General features: G+C 39.7%; 14 protein-coding genes. 11 read left to right on the top strand and 3 right to left on the bottom strand.

Annotation, left to right across the window (positions count from 1 at the left end):
- Window positions 1-116: 116 nt before the first annotated feature.
- Complete coding sequence (locus tag HZC31_01175) at window positions 117-1,919, bottom strand: cation:proton antiporter (GenBank protein ID MBI5001976.1); 1,803 nt, start codon at window positions 1,917-1,919, stop codon at window positions 117-119.
- 248 nt (window positions 1,920-2,167) lie between these two features.
- Here HZC31_01175 and HZC31_01180 point away from each other — a divergent pair, with 248 nt between their 5' ends.
- On the top strand, window positions 2,168-2,467 hold the full coding sequence (locus HZC31_01180; protein MBI5001977.1) for a hypothetical protein: 300 nt from the start codon (window positions 2,168-2,170) through the stop codon (window positions 2,465-2,467).
- A gap of 1 nt (window position 2,468) precedes the next feature.
- On the opposite strand, the gene HZC31_01185 is transcribed toward HZC31_01180, so the two are convergent.
- Window positions 2,469-2,930 (bottom strand): HEPN domain-containing protein, encoded by a 462-nt coding sequence (locus tag HZC31_01185; protein MBI5001978.1) that lies wholly within the window; start codon window positions 2,928-2,930, stop codon window positions 2,469-2,471.
- Window positions 2,920-3,492, bottom strand: coding sequence for a nucleotidyltransferase domain-containing protein (locus HZC31_01190; protein MBI5001979.1), 573 nt, complete (start codon window positions 3,490-3,492; stop codon window positions 2,920-2,922). The genes HZC31_01185 and HZC31_01190 overlap by 11 nt, the downstream gene beginning before the upstream one ends.
- Before the next feature lie 128 nt (window positions 3,493-3,620).
- On the opposite strand from HZC31_01190, the gene HZC31_01195 reads away from it, so the two are divergent.
- From HZC31_01195 to HZC31_01240, 10 genes are all read left to right on the top strand, one after another.
- Window positions 3,621-4,172 (top strand): hypothetical protein, encoded by a 552-nt coding sequence (locus HZC31_01195; protein ID MBI5001980.1) that lies wholly within the window; start codon window positions 3,621-3,623, stop codon window positions 4,170-4,172.
- 81 nt (window positions 4,173-4,253) lie between these two features.
- On the top strand, window positions 4,254-6,548 hold the full coding sequence (locus HZC31_01200) for a hypothetical protein (protein ID MBI5001981.1): 2,295 nt from the start codon (window positions 4,254-4,256) through the stop codon (window positions 6,546-6,548).
- A gap of 200 nt (window positions 6,549-6,748) precedes the next feature.
- A complete protein-coding gene (locus tag HZC31_01205) occupies window positions 6,749-10,078 on the top strand; it encodes a hypothetical protein (GenBank protein ID MBI5001982.1) in 3,330 nt (1,109 codons plus the stop codon).
- 3 nt (window positions 10,079-10,081) lie between these two features.
- On the top strand, window positions 10,082-10,606 hold the full coding sequence (locus tag HZC31_01210) for a hypothetical protein (protein ID MBI5001983.1): 525 nt from the start codon (window positions 10,082-10,084) through the stop codon (window positions 10,604-10,606).
- Window positions 10,607-10,877: 271 nt separating this feature from the next.
- The gene (locus HZC31_01215) at window positions 10,878-11,099 is read left to right on the top strand and encodes a hypothetical protein (protein MBI5001984.1); all 222 of its coding nucleotides are present in this window, start codon (window positions 10,878-10,880) and stop codon (window positions 11,097-11,099) included.
- Window positions 11,096-11,611 carry a PIN domain-containing protein gene (locus tag HZC31_01220; GenBank protein MBI5001985.1) on the top strand — a complete coding sequence of 172 codons (516 nt, stop codon included), beginning with the start codon at window positions 11,096-11,098 and terminating at the stop codon, window positions 11,609-11,611. The genes HZC31_01215 and HZC31_01220 overlap by 4 nt, the downstream gene beginning before the upstream one ends.
- A gap of 287 nt (window positions 11,612-11,898) precedes the next feature.
- Window positions 11,899-13,785 carry a hypothetical protein gene (locus HZC31_01225; GenBank protein MBI5001986.1) on the top strand — a complete coding sequence of 629 codons (1,887 nt, stop codon included), beginning with the start codon at window positions 11,899-11,901 and terminating at the stop codon, window positions 13,783-13,785.
- 4 nt (window positions 13,786-13,789) lie between these two features.
- The gene (locus HZC31_01230) at window positions 13,790-14,317 is read left to right on the top strand and encodes a hypothetical protein (GenBank protein MBI5001987.1); all 528 of its coding nucleotides are present in this window, start codon (window positions 13,790-13,792) and stop codon (window positions 14,315-14,317) included.
- A gap of 182 nt (window positions 14,318-14,499) precedes the next feature.
- Window positions 14,500-15,288, top strand: a complete 789-nt coding sequence (locus HZC31_01235) for a hypothetical protein (GenBank protein MBI5001988.1) — start codon at window positions 14,500-14,502, stop codon at window positions 15,286-15,288.
- Window positions 15,289-15,319: 31 nt separating this feature from the next.
- The gene (locus HZC31_01240) at window positions 15,320-17,275 is read left to right on the top strand and encodes a hypothetical protein (GenBank protein MBI5001989.1); all 1,956 of its coding nucleotides are present in this window, start codon (window positions 15,320-15,322) and stop codon (window positions 17,273-17,275) included.
- Window positions 17,276-17,334: the final 59 nt, after the last annotated feature.

Consider the following 17,334-nt stretch of genomic DNA (forward strand, 5'->3'; position numbering starts at 1 on the left):
TCCCTGCTGAGCAACGTCCGTCACTCAGCAAAAAAACAAATTCTTCGATTGAGCCATCGAATGTTTTGTTCAAAGTTAATTCTGGATGAACCAACCATAAACAAAGCCTATGATCATTATTGAGCTTTTTTCTGCGCAAATCCTTTTGGCGCTGTTCTGTACACTTCCTGAGATTTGTACAATTGCTGTAAGCTAATCCCATTGTATAATCTACCGCTTGCGTAATTGTTTGTCTTATACGTGCTCAAGATGCGCGTTGTCAAGTTGAAAAAGGCAAAGCTAATGCCGAGCAACACAAACGAAACAACATTTGTCCATGTAGGGAAATGTGCAATGTACATGATCAAGGGGAAAAACAATGCGCTGACAAAAAACACGCTGACAAAAAACAGGTTTTGTAAAATGCGCTGTGATTTTCTGTGGTTCATCATGCGGTCAATGCCAGTAAGGACTTTGACAAGCGTTTCCTGGGTGTGGCGTATTTTTTTGTAGATCACGACAAGCGCGAGGAGAGTGATAACAACAAAGCCAGCATGGATCAAATAGATGATTGTTGAAGAGAGTTCAAATGTCTGTGCAAGACCAACTCCTTTGTCCCAGCCAACAAAAATGTATGCAAGCAGCAATAAGGAAAATGCGGTGCTGAAAAATGCTGTTTTGAATTTCTTTGTTTCAGCGTTTTCTGTGTCAATCTGGTCAAAAAAGCTGCGGACATACGTTGCGAGCTGTGAAAAGCTGTTGTTCAAATACATAGGGGTTTTTGTTGCGCTCCATACATCACTGACACGGCTGCTGGACGCGACGCTGATCGACATAATGATTGCAGTTGCGAAGATAATGACGGAAGTAATGGTCACAATATCAATGGACATGCCAAAGCCGCTGCTTTGTTTTGCGATGAGCAATGCGAATTCTCCGACAGAGATCATCGCGAGGCTGGAAAAAAAGATTTGGTTTCCTCGGAAGCCAGCGAAGACATAGCTGACAAGTCCGACTGCGATGAATCTGGATATGATGACTGCGATAAGGAGCGCGACAATGAACCATGCGTTTGGAGCGATGCTTTTGAAATTCACGAGTGTTCCCATCGCGATGAAAAATAAGGAACTAAAGATAAGAGAGTATGGAGCGACTGCATGCTCAAATGATTTTGCTTGTGGTAATGATGCGATGATGCTTCCTGCGAGGAACGCGCCTGCGCTTGGAGATAATCCAAGAAAATATGCAAGCGTGCTGAATCCAATGCAAAACCCAAGCGCGAGGAATGTCGTGATATCATCGCTGCCGTTTTTGATAAGCCATCTGAAAAGATACGCGGAAACGCGAAGCATAATAAAATATGCGATGAGCAATGTGCTTAACGCGATGATCATATGTTCAACCATCGCGAGAATGTTTGCGTCCGTGCTGTTTTGAAGGCTGGAGAAGAAAATTAATGCGATGACTGCGAGAACATCTTCAATAACAAGAACAGTGAGGAGCAATGGTGTTTCTTGTCTGTTATACAATGCTTTTTGTTCTAAAACTTTGACAATGACAACAGTGCTGGAGAAAGATAATACTGCGCCAGCGAAAATACCCACGATTGGTTCATACCCAAATAATGATGCGGTTTGATAGCCAATGAAAAATGCGATGCCTGTTTTTAAGACAGCGATGGTCACTCCTTTGAAACCAAGTTTAACAAGTTTTGAAAGGTCAAACTCTAATCCAACAACGAACAACAATAATATTGCGCCAAATTCAATGATCATGTCGATCCATTCTTGATTGGAAACAATGCCTAGCGTGTTTGGTCCGACGATTGCGCCGACGAGAAGAAGACCAAGGACAGCTGGTTGTTTGAAGCGTTTTGCGATGACTCCACCGACTATTGCGAAGAAGAACAAAATTCCCAATGTTAACAATTCACTTTCCATATCCTACACCCTCGATTTATTGCACATCAGTCCCTTTCAAGCGACAAAATCGTTTTTGCCACACAACTGATATACTTTTTCGTATACTCGTTTGCTTTTTAGGATATTAATATACGCACTGCTTATATATAAACCTTTTGTTTTGGCCGGATGTTTTAAGCGCTCAGAAATGTGCCGTTTAATCAGTTGTCATTGGAAAGTGGTTATTGTAATAAACTTTATAAATTAAGGTTATCTACTCTCATAAAATGTCAAGTAAATTATCTAAATATGTTGGTGAAATTGCTATAGTAATGCAACTTACTTGTGCAGGAGCAATTGTTGGTGGAGTATACAATGGTCATGCGCATACGCCTGATGATTATGAAACTCAAAAAGGAGAAAGTGCGTATGTTGTTAATTCTGATGGTCAGAGAATATTAACTCACAAATACCTTGATGCAAAAGTAAGTGCTTTTTTTCAGGGAGTAGGAATAGGCGCGTTAGTTGCTGCAAGTGTTGGAACTGCGGGAATTACTTATGTAAGGGGAAAATATTTTAAAAAATAAATTAAAGGATCTTCTTCCTAAACGCTCCAATATCATTCTCACTAAGCCCACTCACTTGCGCGTCAAACTGAATAACAAATACTTTTGCATCTCGCAACATCGTTGCAACTTCTTCTTGTTTATCCACGCGCATGTAATACTGTGCGTCAATGCGTTTGTTTTTGTGCGTATTTATTGTGTTTACTACGTCTTCCCCAAGAAGAATACTCGTAGCCAAGATAGAGCACGTATGATTCTCACATTTTATCCCAATTCGTTGAAGAAAAGAATAGAGTGCATAGTATTCAGCGTAATAAATAACAACAGTTGTCCAGAGTAAATCTCCATCAGCAAAATTCTTCTCTGCTCGCTTCAAAGACGCTTTTGCTTCTTCTAAGTATGATTTTGCAAGCCGTTCGCTCGGCTCTTCAATTTTCAGACCATCTTTTAGTCCAAAACACCAGTGCAATTTTTTATTCTCCATATTTCCTCCACTTAATATTGACATATGTTGAATGATTATTAAAAATAATGTGATTATCTTCTATTTCTTTGATTAATGTTTCGTCTTTTGCCTTTTTGTACGATTCAAGCGTCATTCGTATGTCATGTACTTTGTACGGCAATAAATGCAAGGATAGTTCTTCTTTTTTATCAGAAAGTATCAAAAGATCACAATCAGAATCTTTCGTTGCAGTTCCTCTCGCAAAGCTTCCGAAAAGAACAATAATTCCCTCCGTATGTAATGCCTTAAGAAAGGTACTAAAAAGGGGATACTTTCTCAAGAAAAGCTGCGTTTTGTAGAGTTCTGCATGAGTAAGAGACCATTTTGTCTCCAAGGTATCAAGATGCAGTGCAAAGTATTTATTTTTGCCTTCAATCGTGCTTTTGAGAATCTTTGCATTTTCCAGTGCTCCAACAATATTTTGTGTGGTTTTCAAAGGTATTTTTGTTAAGACACTTATCTCCCGCAAATAAAATTTCTTCTTATAATCTTTGAGATACAGTTGCAAGACATCCAATTCGCTGTTTCTTTTTAGGTACATATGTATCTATTTAGATACAGTGCTTAATAAAGTTTTCTCCTTTTCTTTCTAACTTCTCAAACTACTCTCCTCCAGTAGCAACACCAACAATAACCTTTAAATAACACCGCTCAAGACAATAAAGTACGATGACAGAAACAACAGCGTTAGTGCGACTCAGCGATATTGTGGATTATCAAGGGGATCCAAGAGATGCGTACCAAGCAGTAGTTTCAGGTCTAGAAAGAGGAACAATTATTACATCTCTTTCATCGTGGGAAGATGTGGGGTGTATACAATACGCGGTTGCTACAAATTCTCAAGCATGGTATGCTCATCTTGAAGCGCAAGACAATCCTGCTGTTATTGAGGAAGCGCTTATTCTTCGCCAGCTCTTGCTTGACGCGGCGCTGGAGATGATGATTACAAGCGTTGATGGTGTTGATCCGCATGACTTGCTTCAGCTTTTGACAGAAAAAGTAGCGACAGATCGATTTTATGGAACACCAATTGGAAGGAATTTTGAACAATCTGTTGAAAGATGTCTCCAAGAGGGAGCTCCTGTTGACGCAGATGCAGTGGCGTTGCTTCGTCTCAAGTTGCGTGAAAGCGCTCGCGCAGTTCCTCAGAATCATATTCTTGCTCATTATGTTGCGGATAAATTTGTTGCGGGCTATCAAAGCAGATATTCTGCTCTCTAATTTCTCTCTCGACAATTTCCAAACCTTTATATATCTCTAAACCCCAAAAATCTCTTATTGTTCGGGAAAAGGGGAGATGTTGTGAAAAAGAGGGTCAGTAAACATATTTTTCATTCCAAAAAAGCGCAAGTCACGGTCTTTATTATAATCGGAATTCTCCTTATTGCGACAGTCGCGACAATTATTTATTTTCAAACGCAGTTCAAAAAAACACCAACATTCGAGCTTTCTGAAGATCCGGTGACGGCATATATCCAGCAATGTCTCGTTGACGTCACAGAAGAAGCAGTGCTTTTAGCAGGTCAGCGTGGTGGGTATCTCTACGAAGAAGCATTGAGCGATAAAGAAAAAGAAATCCTGCAACTCACTCCATTTAACAGCGATGTCCTCCTCCTCGCGAACGGAAAACAACAGCTTCCATACTGGTATTATCAGAAAGCAGATGGTATTGATCGTGTCGCAATTCCAGAATTAGAAAAGACTGTTGAAGGAGATAATTCAATCCAAGATCAAATAGAACGATACATCGAAGAAAAAATGCCAGATTGTCTCAACAATTTTGAAGCGTTAACTCAAGCAGGACTAGAAATAGAACAAACAGGAAATCTCAGTATAGAAACAACACTCAACGAAAACAGCGTGGACATCACCGCGACACTTCCGATAAATATAATCCAGGAAAGTGCGACAACAACGCAAGAATCGTTCTCCGCGCTTGTTCCAGTTGCGCTAAAAAAATCATACACGCTCGCGAGAGGAATTGCGGAGCATGAACTCGATACGCTTTTCCTCGAGCAGCAGACAAGAAATCTCCTCGCGATGTACAGTCAGGTGGACAAAGAGTATCTTCCGCCGATGGCAGGCGGTCTCAGATTTGAGCCATGCGCGAATCGCGTCTTTTGGTTTTATAATGCGGTCGAGACTGATGTGCAGCAAATGCTTGCGGGAAATATTCCTTATCTAAAAATCGCGGGAACAAACTATGGCGAAATTACAATTGATAAAAAAATGGAAGCGGATGATGAAACACGGGAGCTCAGACAAGGAGTTTTCGATGGATTCACGCAATATCTTGATGAACAGCTTCTTGGGGATATGTCCTACGACACCATGACTGCGTCGATAAATTATCAAACAAATTATCCTATGGAATTATATTTTGGAAACAATGTAGGGTATGGACTTCTTCAGCCAAGTGTTTTTGAAATCAATATCCTCATCGCGAATCTTTGTATGTTTGAGTACAATTATCTTTACAACCTCAAATACCCTGTTGTTGTTTCTGTTGTTGATCCGGAAAGTACAATTGAAGGCAATGCGTTTGTGTTCCAGTTCCCGATGCAAGTCGTCATTAAAAATAATTATCCGAGAGTAAAACTGAACGACGTGCTTAGAGACGTGTATAGAATTCCAGAAACAACAGATGAGCCAACGTATCAGTGTGATCCAGAGCAACGTCTGAGTGGAGAAAGTACAGTCACGGTAGAAGATCCAAAAGGCGCACCTGTAGACGGCGCAGTGATTACATTCCAGTGCGGTCCAACGTATGTGTATGAGTATGACATAAATGGAACAGTAAGCGCGGTGAATAAATTTGCAGACACCTGTCACATGGGAACAACAGATGAGAATGGAGAACTCTCCACGACATTCCCTCCATGCATTGGATCTGGTGTGATTACGGTGCAGCATCCAAATTATGTGGAGAAGAGCGCGGCGACAGGAGACATTGTGCAGGGAAAATCCTTTGAAGAAACAATCAAATTAGATAAAGTGTACACAAGAGAAATCACTATTCAGAAATATTTCATTGCGCCGCCAGGTCCAACAAATGAAGAAGGTATTGGCGTGCATCTCGATGAAGCTGGAAATGTGATCGCGTGCAACGTGAATATGGATCCAAAAGAATTTTTTAGCTACGAATCAGCGATTATCAGCTTAACAAAACTCGACACAGAAAATGGAATGTTGAACGCAGCGCCGATCGCGGTGTATGAAGTTGCGACAGGTGAACCAACGACATTGGATATTGCGCCAGGAGAATATTATGTAGATATTATGTTGCTTAGAGAAGAACGATATATGGGAGAAATGACAATTAAAGCAAACAGTGAATCATTGCAAACAACATCAACAGTTGGAACAGAAACGATTTATTATCCAGAAGAGGATGTGTTAATTCCACAAACGTTCACTGGCGGTGCGGTGTTCCTTTGGAATGTGACTGCGGCGGAATTAGAAAGCGATGATATGGTACAGTTCAGTGTGTTTGACGAAGGACCGCCAACAACTGTGGAGCAAGTAGGCGCGCCATTATTACATCGAGAAGCATGTGCGAATTTATTGCCAGAGTTAGTGGAGCCGAATGTGGAGTAATAAAATGATACAGAAGACACAGCACGCAGAAGAAAAAAAGAAAACAGAAAAAGCACTACAAATACACAACACTCACCCTCAAGACCTTGTACTGTCAGGGGGACCCATTGCACTTGAGTGCAATGGGGTTTTATGGAGTTAGTGTAAATATAAAATAATCACGCAAACAATTTTAACGAGAAAAAAACGAAGCGAAAACAATGAAACAAAAAAGAATCAAACAATTAATAGCGCTCTTCATGATCTTCCTATTTACTTCTCTCCCTGTTGCGTTTGCGTCAACAACAATGACCATAAACTCCTACGCGGGAAAAGATGAGGTCGCCGGCTACCTCAGCACGTACGATGATTACCTTGCAGTAGAAGTAGAAGTGACACCTGATACTGAAACCGACACATTCGCAAACTTCTCAGAAGACAATATTTATGTTAATGTGTTCGGTAAAAAAGAAGCGTTTGACAGCTGCGAACAAGATGGCGATGACTACATCTGCGCATACACGACAAGTACAGCGGATAGAACAGCGGCAGAAAAAACCCTCACCATATCAGTAATAGATGACGACAGCAGTATTGCTGCGGAAGAAGAAACAACAGTGTACATTGATGGAGAAAATCCAACATTCGTAAGCGCAAGGTATCCAAATTATTTTACCGACGCGGTAAACATTTCTGTTGAATTGGAAGATGAAACATGTACATCATGTGGCAGTGATGTGTGCAGCGGTTTTGATCGCTTGGAAATATGGATGAACAACACAATCAAGCAAAACATTTCAATAAATGGTGAAGCAGGAGATTGTGATTATGAAACTGTTTTCGAAACATCAGTCACTGATCTTGGGGCGAGTGAAGGTGCGCAACAAATCTGTCTTTACATCTACGATAATGTGCAAAACACGAACAAACGTTGCAGTAGTATTACTGTTGACAGCCAAGGTCCTTCAATTTCCACATCATCCTTTGTCATAAAAGATGATAACCAAAACCCTATCGAGCACATCAGCGATACAGCAATTCACGCGACAGTTTCTGTCAACATCACAGAAACAGGCGCTGGATTAGACACAAGCACAGTCTATGCGAATCTCTCCAATCTCAACGATGAAATTGAAGAAGATTATAATGAAATGGAAGCGGCGTGTGATGAGTATGAAGATGGTTTGTTCATTTGCTCATGGGATATATATGTAGACACAGCAGAAACAAGTGCGACAGTAAAAATTTATGCAGAAGACAATGCGGGAAATAGCAATGTCCTCACAAAAACAGTGGGATTTATTGAAGACAGCACAGCGCCGATTGTGGTAAGCCTCACTTCTGCGTTTGATGATTATTTCAATGCAAAGAATAATACACTCACGTTAGAAATTCAAGAAGACGGAAGCGGGTTTGATGATCTCAATGTATATCTTGATCTGAGTGAATTGCAGTTAGGAAGCAAGCAGGCAGATTCATGTTCTCAATCTGGCACAAGCTGGTATTGCTACTGGGAAAGCTTTGCGATTCCAAGTTCAGTGTCGCACGGAGAAAATATTGATATTGTGCCAGATGTGGTGACAGATGACGCGGGCAATGATTTCGACGCTACAACAGTGGAAGAAGTATCATTTGTCTACGATGAAGAAGCGCCAATCTTTCTGAACGTCACCATGGGCGCGCTCGGCAGAGAAGCGGATGTCATTACAGAAGGCGATGTCGTTTATATCCTCGCGTATCTTGAAGAGGATGTCAGCGGATTAGAAGAAAGCAATGTTCTTGCGGATTATAGCGCCTTTGAAGACAGCAATGAAAATGAAGAAGCGTCCTATTGTACAGAAGTCAATGATAATATTTGGGAATGTTATTGGGAATATACAGGAGCGCTTGATACTGGAGAAGATGTTGAGCTCACGATGATTGCGACAGATAACGCGGGCAACACAAAAGACAGCGATGATGACGATGTCGTCGCGGAAAGTCATGTTGTCAGCATTGTTGAAGGCGAAGTAGATTATTGGGACGCGGAAGCAGACGTTGATGATCTTCCGTATTTGAATCCAAACTTTTTGTATTTCACGAGCAGTGGCACGATTATTCGATTAGACACAGAGTTAGAATCAGCGTCAGGAACTGTTCCCTACATCCATGCGTACCAAATCCAATCCTGTCAGGCAGGAGTGTTCCTTGCGGAAAATCAGACAGCTGCGGTCAGTATGTATGACGCGGCGATTGTCGGACAATATTATTATGACACAGCAGATAAAAGCGCGAAATATGCGCTCGTCAACATTCCGTCGTTCTTTTATGGAAAAGTAAATATGACCGTGAGTGAAGGAAGTACAATCGAAATTACTTGTACTGCGACAGTCACGCAGGCGCGATCGATGTACGCGGATATTTATTCACCAGATGAAGAAGTAAATATTACAACCTCTGTTCCGTTGATGGGTGGTTTGTATACAGAGCCAAGTCTTGCGTCTGTGGATAAAATTCAGACAATGGCGAAATTTATTGAAACATTGGGAAAAATCACCAACTTCCTCGGAAAATGGACAGAATGGGGAACAAAGATTTGCAGTCCGATTAATGGAGTTCGCGTCATTGCGAATAATTTAGTGACTATTTTGAAAGCAATAAACACATTGGCAGTCGGAGAAGCGACAGGTGTTGTTGCAGGTGGTGTGAAAGTCACGAATACACTAAACAATGTATGGTACGGATATTATTCAAAGGATGAAGTTGCTTCTGCAAAAGGAGAAACAATCACGCAGACAGAAGTAGGAGATACAGGGGTAATGGAAAACCAATATAGAAGCGGCGGTGCTCCATTCTCGAACAAATACAAGATGCTTAGTTTAGGATACCTTTGCGACACTGTCCTCTGCGAAAGTTGTTCAGAAAACTGGAACGAATTACTGTTGAAAGGACAGAGAGGAGAAACAGAAACAATAGGTGGCTATGTTGGTGGAGAATGGGTTCCAAACTTGCTCGGACAAAAATTCACCTTCCCCTTCAATCCACGAGAAAACTTAGTGATTGCGTTAGTTTGCAATCCTCCTTGTGTGCCAGGATTATACGCGCAGTTGAATGTGTATTATCAAATTTTGATTGCCTACAATACGTGCTTGAATGTCGCGGTCGCGAAAGGAGAAGATGTCATGCAGTGTGAGCAGTTCCTCAGCGCGCAGATTTGTCAGAATGTCGTGAATGCGTTCTTCTGGCATTGGTTTTACGGATTGAAGAATCTTGTTGTTGCGAATGCAGTGGGACAAGTCTTTGACTTCATCAAAGAAACAGTGTTCAATTGTCCGACAGGAGAAGATAGCGAAGCAAATCCAATCCCATTGTGTAGTACATGGCGGGGCATTATGGCATTAACGACAATAGTCACCACAGTGGTCGATACAGTAAATACTGTACAAGGCTTGTTTAACATGAATTGGAATTTGACAGGCAATGAAACTGCTGAAGAACAGCAGGACGCGTTAGAAACAGATGTGGAAACAAATATTGGCGATCAGTTAGGAACAACACCGAGTTATGGGTAGAAAATGGAAAAAAGAATACTGCTTGATACAAATGTGTATGGGAAACTAGTTGAAGATACATTCATTTTTCCTTTATTACTAGATCAAAAAACGTGTAATAATCTTGTTGTTTATGGTACTGATGTTATTAGAAAAGAACTTCGCGCGATATCAAAGAAAGCGACAGATAAAAAAGGTCAGAAGATTAGGTTGTATACATTATATGTCTATGATAACCTTATAACAAAAGCGAATCATACTTTGAGAGTGAATAATTTTATTGAATGTTTGGCGCAATTATACATGAATGGATATAAGATAAGAGGTGGTGGAGTTGGAGAAGCAGAGATCAAAAATGATTTCCTGATAGTTGCATGTGCAACATTGCATAATTTAGATATTGTTATCTCAGATGATAAGCGGACGATGCTCAGCACAGCTGCTCTTGCTGCGTACAAATGGGTTAATCAAAAACAAGGTTTTCAAAATCCAAATTATATGCACTATATTACATTTAGAGATAAATTACTTAAGAAGGGTGGTATTTAATGAATGCGCGCAATGCTTTCATAAACTCGGGATCTTTTTTAGCTTCCTCGACCTCTTTAATAAACGCTTTTACTGTTTTCCATTTATACTTTGTTTTCTTTTCCATAATAACAATAACGCAACCATTATATTTAAATTTTACTATAAAAAAGCAACAAATCGCCAAGCAGTGCAAGATACACGCACCAGCAACATCCACATAGTATATTTATATAATTATTAGTAAATAAAAAATACAAAAAAGAGAAGGAAAAACACACAGGAAATTGGAATGAAATCCCACCAAAGAAAATATTACGGAAGTTTGTTTGTGATTATAGTAAACGCACTAAATAATTGTGATAGGAGTAGTGCGTTTACTATCCCTCTGAGGCGATATACCCATTCAATAATAAATCGCCTCAGAGATATGTTTTTGATAGTAGCGACAGCGATGTTGTTGACGAATTATGAAAATAAGGATTTGGTGGGGATGGCGGTGATTCCTCTATGAAACGAATACTGCTCGATACAAATGTGTATGGAAGATTAATGGAAGATAAGGAATTTTTGTCTCGATTACTGATATTAGTCCCTTCTTTCTTTGTGGTATATGGTTCTACTATTATTAGGCAGGAGTTGCGTGACATTTCTAAAAAGGCAAAATTTCAGGGAAAAAGTAAAAGAACATTTGCGCTTTCTGTTTACGATGCTTTTATTAGAAAAGAGAACCACACACTCCAAAACACAGATCTTATTCTTCTCATTGCGCATAAATATTTTGAAGCATATAAACAAAAAAAAGGAAGCTTCTCCTTTGATGAGTTGCTTGTTGACTTTACGCTTGTTGCTCTTGCGTCATTTCATAAATTAGATCTTATTGTTTCTAATGATAAGAGAACTATGGTATCAGATAAAGCGAAGGCAGCATTTTCTCAAGTAAACACTCAATATCAATTAAGAACTCCTGAATTTTACACTTATGAAAATTTTAAAAAGTATGTGGGAGGAAATCAACTACGATGAGCACTCAATTTAATAAAACGCTTCAAAGCTTTAACGAATTCAGGATCTTTCTTAGCGTTTTCAATATCTCTGAGCAGCTTTTGTACTTTTTTATCCTCTGCCAACGATTTTTCTTGTTTCATACCACTCATAACGCAAGTATTATATTTAAATCTTACTATAAAAAAGCAACAAATCGCCAAGCAGTGCAAGGTACACGCACCAGCAACATCCACATAGTATATTTATATAATTATTAGTAAATAAAAAATACAAAAAAGAGAAGGAAAAACACACAGGAAATTGGAATGAAATCCCACCAAAAAAAATATTACGGAAGTTTGTTTGTGATTATGTTTTTGATAGTAGCGACAGCGATGTTGTTGACGAGATCAGGAAATAATAATGTGACAGGGATGACGACGTTTGAAGAAGGAAATCAAGTCTCTTATCTTTATTATGACGGTACGGATAATGTTATTTACGAAGATTACCTCTATTATCATAATGGAAATTATTATGTAAAAAATTCAGAAACAGATACAGAGTTAGGTAAAGCCTTTAGTTCATATGGAGATGCTGTAACGTATATGAATGAGCATGTACCTAGGAGTGCAAAGAAGACTGTTATTAACCTTGAAACTGATTTTTCTGTAATCTCCACCTACACTATAGGGGAAGATGCAGCATACATAAGAACGAAGATTGCTGATGAAACAGCTAGTCCATTTAATGTAAAAGCTGCAACAACAGCAGACGCACAGACTGTAAGCAAAGCAGGTAAAGTAGAAACTTTTGACTATGCTGAAGACACAAACACACTCACTGTAAAGATTGGTGGCTATACTTACGAATATAAAATAGTGGAGATTGGTGGAGAGTATTATGCAGAGAAAACAAGTGGGGGTACGAAATTTTACACAGATGAAGCGGGCGTAATCTGGAAATATGAAGGGGAGAAATTAGTAAAGACTGGATCAATCGAGTCTGCTTTTTTAGGTACAGACGATAAAGTTCTTCCTGTGTTTAGTGCAGTACTTAGCAATGAAGAAGAAAGAAGATCAACTGCGAAAAAAATGGAAGCATATCAAAAAACAGCAACAGAAATTGGCGGTGGAGTGACAGGAGAAGACCTCTACGGCGAAGAAACCGCAATCAACGCATACTTAGATCTGAGTGAGAGTACAAAAGGAGTCACCTACGATGTCGCTTCAGGTTATTACTCAGGAAAAACAAGTGAAGGAACGTATATCTTCCATGATAAAGACGGAAATACTGGAACTTCTGTAACTGTAAGTAAGCAAGACGGGACTACTACCACAATTAACATCCTAAAAGAAAAAGGAACACCTCTTGGTAAACCAACATATTATCAATGTACTACCATAGATGAACATGGTATTTGTACTGCAAAAGTAAAATATTCTGGAGATACATCTGATTTCTCAGATGCGATCACTGATGCAAAAAAAGCAGATGAAGATATACAAGAAGGTATTCAAAAACAAATGGAAATATGTAAGAAGCCTGATAATTCTGCTTGTCAATTAAAATCTGGCGATACGCAAATCTCCGCAACCGCACGCCAAACAGCGTTCATGAATCGTATGTACGCGGAACAAGAAGCAAAAGTGCAAGGACTTATCGCAGGCTGGCTCAATGGATGGCTCGATGAAAAGCTTGGAGGCTGGAGTAGAGGAGTGCCAGCGGGAATTTGCGCGTACATCTTTGGGTTGGAATACTACAAACAAGACGGCTGGACACGAGTGACAATGAACGCGTCAGTGGATCAGCTTCAGTCACAATTAATCGCGAACAGCAGAACAGTGATTATAGAAGGAGAAAAAGAAGAAATTACAGAAGACATGTTCCGCTATGCCTACACAGTAAAATTATTAGCAAATCAATCAGTGGAGTGGCAAACCTATCTCTACAATAGTTGTACAGGAGAAACATCAGTCGATACATTTTACGATTACGGCTCATTACTTGCGGGCGGATACTTCGCGTTCCATTATGCAGGAGCAGGAGCGCAGGATATGATTTTCGAGTGCGAGCAAGAAATCTGTCTCTACGATCAAGCGTGTGTTGTCTTTGCAGATGGAAGTACACCAACCTGTGTCAGCTTAGTGCATGGCGCTGGGTTTGAAACACCTGTTGCAGGAAATGATTATGATTGTGCGATCACAGGGTAATACAATGGAAAAAAGAATATTGCTGGATACAAGTGTGTATGGGAAATTAGTAGATGATACTCTTTTGTTTGCGCTATTATTAGAAAGAAGAAAAAATAATGAATTTATCATTTATGGAAATGAGCTCATCAGAAAAGAACTTCGTGCGACACCTAAATCTTTGTTAAATAAGACGAAAGAAAAAAAGGTACGTCTGTTTGGACTATCTCTTTATAGCTCTTTAATCACTAAAGAAAATCATGTGTTAAAAATAAATTCTCTCATGGAAAATTTAGCGAAGTTATATTATCAAGAGTACCGAAAAGGAGGGGGAAATTTTAGTGCTTTGGAGTTGCATAATGATTTTCTTATGGTCTCCTGTGCAACACTGCATCAATTAGATTTGGTTGTTTCTGATGATCGGCGAACAATGTTTAGTGATGGCGCATTGCATGCGTATGAAATGGTAAATCACAAAATGGGATTTAGAAATCCGGATTATCTGCTTTATAATGTGTTTAGAGAAAAAATCCTTAAGAAGAGTGGTATCTAATGAACGCTTTCAGTGCTTTGACAAACTCGGGGTCTCTTTTCGCTTTTTCAATTTCATGTATGAGTTTTTGTTCTTTTTTAGTAAGGGCAAACAATAATTTTTTATCCATAAACGTAAATAAAACATGTAAAGTATATAAATTTTACTGATCATAAATTAAAGTAAAAAAAGAGGGGATACTGGTGGGGGAAAAAGAAAGCAAGAGCTTTGCGATTATACAAAGTTGGAAAGCGCTAGACAAATCTATCATACACATCATCTTGTTAGACTTTATCTATTATTCCATCTTGTTATTCGTCGGATCGTTTTATGTGTACAAAGTCCTTCCGCAGGCGCTTCAACTTCTCGACGCGGCATCGCTTTTACGCGATGAAATCTTTGCGTCCACTAATGATTTTGTCACGCAGGCAGGATCTATGCTTGATCAATGGACAGAATTCAAAGTATACACTATTGTCATTGGTCTTCTCTTATTCGCAAATTATGTGATCTTCAAACATTTCATTTGGTTAAAAATTCAAAAAAAACATCAAGAGCACAAAAAACTCCTCACGCAGCTGGGACAATTCGCGCTCCTGAATCTCACTATTATTGTAGGAATTGTTCTTTTCCTTGTGGGAAGTTATTACGCGTTTGTCCTCGACACGTTTAACATCATGTTTTTCTTTGTCGCGCCGCTTCTGTTCATATACACCATGAATCTCGCGCATCCATTATTTACCATGACAGAGAAGTACACAGAAACGTGGAGATTATTTTGGGAAGTAGGAATCAAACAATGCTACAAATTCATCATCCCGCATCTCATCATGCTTGCGGGAACAGTCGCGATGATGTGGGTAGTCACCCTGTTGTTAATCCTTCCAAGCGCGCTCTATTTTGTCTGGTACGTCCTCTGTTTTGCGGCATACTTCACGTGGACAAAACAGTATATTTGGGCAGTCATCAAAAAAGCGCAGGAAAAACAATAACCTTAAGAATAAGAAAATGAAAAAAATCAACGTGAAACACAAAAAAATGCAAAAAAAAGCGCAAGTGACGGTGTTCATCATATTGGGACTCTTTATCTTAGTAAGTGTAGGGATATTTACCTATTTCACATCAGAAATTTTCAAGTACAAAAATCTTCCAGAACAATTTGTTCCTGTCGCGAAATACGCGGAGCAATGCACAGAAGATGTCCTCTTACAAGGTATTTTTCAAGCAGGGATGAATGGTGGATATGTCTATCCGCAATATGAAGAAAAGGAAGCGTATCTCAACGCGGGATTTCCAGTGCCATATTGGTATCTTGCGGGACAAGATCGTTCTGTGACGCTCGCAAAACTGGAAGCGGATCTCTCGACATATCTTGAACAAAACATAAACAATTGTCTCAACAATTTCGCGGCGTTTGATGACGAATTTGATTTTGCGAAAATTCCAGAACAAAACACAACAGCGAAAATAGAAGTGCAACAAAACACTGTCATGATAGACATAGATCTCGCGACACAAGTGGGTGATGGCGCAACCACAACTACTCTCCCAACAATCAAAGTCGAAGTAGAAAACAGTATTGGCAATAAACTCTTTTTGGCGTATCAAATTATGAAAACAGAAAATGAAGAAGGATTTTTGGAATTTTACACAGATGAAATTATTGCGGCGTCAGATTGGTTACCGTATGAAGGGCTTGATTTTACCTGCGCGCCGAAGCGTTGGAAAATAAATGATATGAAATCCTACATCCAGCAAGCAGTCACGACAAATATACAATTCATCATGTTTGAAGGAACAAGCTATGAAGAAACAGGAGATTTATACTATGACAATATTTACAAAGTAGATGTGGGCGCAGGAGATGTCGATACTTTGAAAGTCGAAACAACATATAATCCAAGTTGGGATATGTCTTTGGATGTCCAGCCAAACATCAATGGCATTGTAACAGACATAAAAATGGTAGGTCCGACAATTGCGATTCCATGTATTCATGTGTATCATCACAAATACACGACAGAATTTCCAATCTTGTTCGAAATTACTGACGAAGAGAGCAGCGAGTATCCATTCTTTTTTGCGACACCAGTGATCATGCGAAGAAATGAGCCAGACAGAGAGCGAACAATGCAGCCGTGGCCGAGTGAAATTGACGCTGTGCGAAGCAAAGCATACTGTAGTAATACAACAACCGCGACAGCGTATCTCCAAAGCGAGGATGGAACAATCAGCACAGAAGAAACAACAGTGGATAATTGGCTGTACACATTAGACATTGTCGCGATGGATAGTGTCTACGGTTTTGATGAAATCCTGAACAATGTCTCAATAAGTTACCAGTGTGTCCAATTCCTTTGCGATGTCGGCGCGACAATGTATGGCAGTGGAGAAAGTCTTGTGGGCTATCCTCTTTTATCGTCACCATTCCCAACGTGCGCGAATGGACAGATCATTGCGGAGAAAGAGGGGTATCACACGACAAAAATGTTCCAGACAGTATCACAAGACACAGACGGAGGAACAATTTTGCTTCCAATGTATCGCGTGCAACCATTAGATTACGCAATCACTGTCATCCAGAATCATAACAACGTGATTACAGAGCGTGCGATGGAAGAAGGCGAGCTTGCGGTCATTACTTTGAAAAATGAAGCAAATGAATTTGAGCGCGTGATGGTGCGAGAAGCAAGTGCTGATGAAGAAACACCAGAGCAGGAAGTAGGTTTTGATAATTTCGAGCTCCTTGTCGGAGATGATATTACCTATGCAGTGGATATTAAGTTGATGAAAGACGATAGGTTTATAGGAAGTTATGTGTATAATTGGACACCAACAGCGAATGCGGTGAGTGGATCAATGCGTGTTCAACTCTATGTTCCTGTCAAGGATGTCCTTGTGCCAACAGATGAAAATTATTTAGAGGCAATCCAGTGGGCAGAGAGCGCGTCACAAGAGTATGCGCCGATATTGTCGTAAATGAGAAGACAAGTAAAAAAACAATCGTTAAGTAAAGAAAAAAACACGCATCAGAAATA

The organism is Candidatus Woesearchaeota archaeon (assembly GCA_016214075.1).
Classification (GTDB): domain Archaea; phylum Nanobdellota; class Nanobdellia; order Woesearchaeales; family DSVV01; genus JACRPI01.

What these genes read in the sequence shown, in the direction of transcription:
- HZC31_01190 (MBI5001979.1), bottom strand. Translation starts at nt 3,492, where the DNA reads ATGTACCTAAAAAGAAACAGCGAATTGGATGTCTTGCAACTGTATCTC.
- HZC31_01175 (MBI5001976.1), bottom strand. Translation starts at nt 1,919, where the DNA reads ATGGAAAGTGAATTGTTAACATTGGGAATTTTGTTCTTCTTCGCAATA.
- HZC31_01220 (MBI5001985.1), top strand. Translation starts at nt 11,096, where the DNA reads ATGAAACGAATACTGCTCGATACAAATGTGTATGGAAGATTAATGGAA.
- HZC31_01195 (MBI5001980.1), top strand. Translation starts at nt 3,621, where the DNA reads ATGACAGAAACAACAGCGTTAGTGCGACTCAGCGATATTGTGGATTAT.
- HZC31_01185 (MBI5001978.1), bottom strand. Translation starts at nt 2,930, where the DNA reads ATGGAGAATAAAAAATTGCACTGGTGTTTTGGACTAAAAGATGGTCTG.
- HZC31_01210 (MBI5001983.1), top strand. Translation starts at nt 10,082, where the DNA reads ATGGAAAAAAGAATACTGCTTGATACAAATGTGTATGGGAAACTAGTT.
- HZC31_01230 (MBI5001987.1), top strand. Translation starts at nt 13,790, where the DNA reads ATGGAAAAAAGAATATTGCTGGATACAAGTGTGTATGGGAAATTAGTA.
- HZC31_01205 (MBI5001982.1), top strand. Translation starts at nt 6,749, where the DNA reads ATGAAACAAAAAAGAATCAAACAATTAATAGCGCTCTTCATGATCTTC.
- HZC31_01180 (MBI5001977.1), top strand. Translation starts at nt 2,168, where the DNA reads ATGTCAAGTAAATTATCTAAATATGTTGGTGAAATTGCTATAGTAATG.
- HZC31_01215 (MBI5001984.1), top strand. Translation starts at nt 10,878, where the DNA reads ATGAAATCCCACCAAAGAAAATATTACGGAAGTTTGTTTGTGATTATA.
- HZC31_01225 (MBI5001986.1), top strand. Translation starts at nt 11,899, where the DNA reads ATGAAATCCCACCAAAAAAAATATTACGGAAGTTTGTTTGTGATTATG.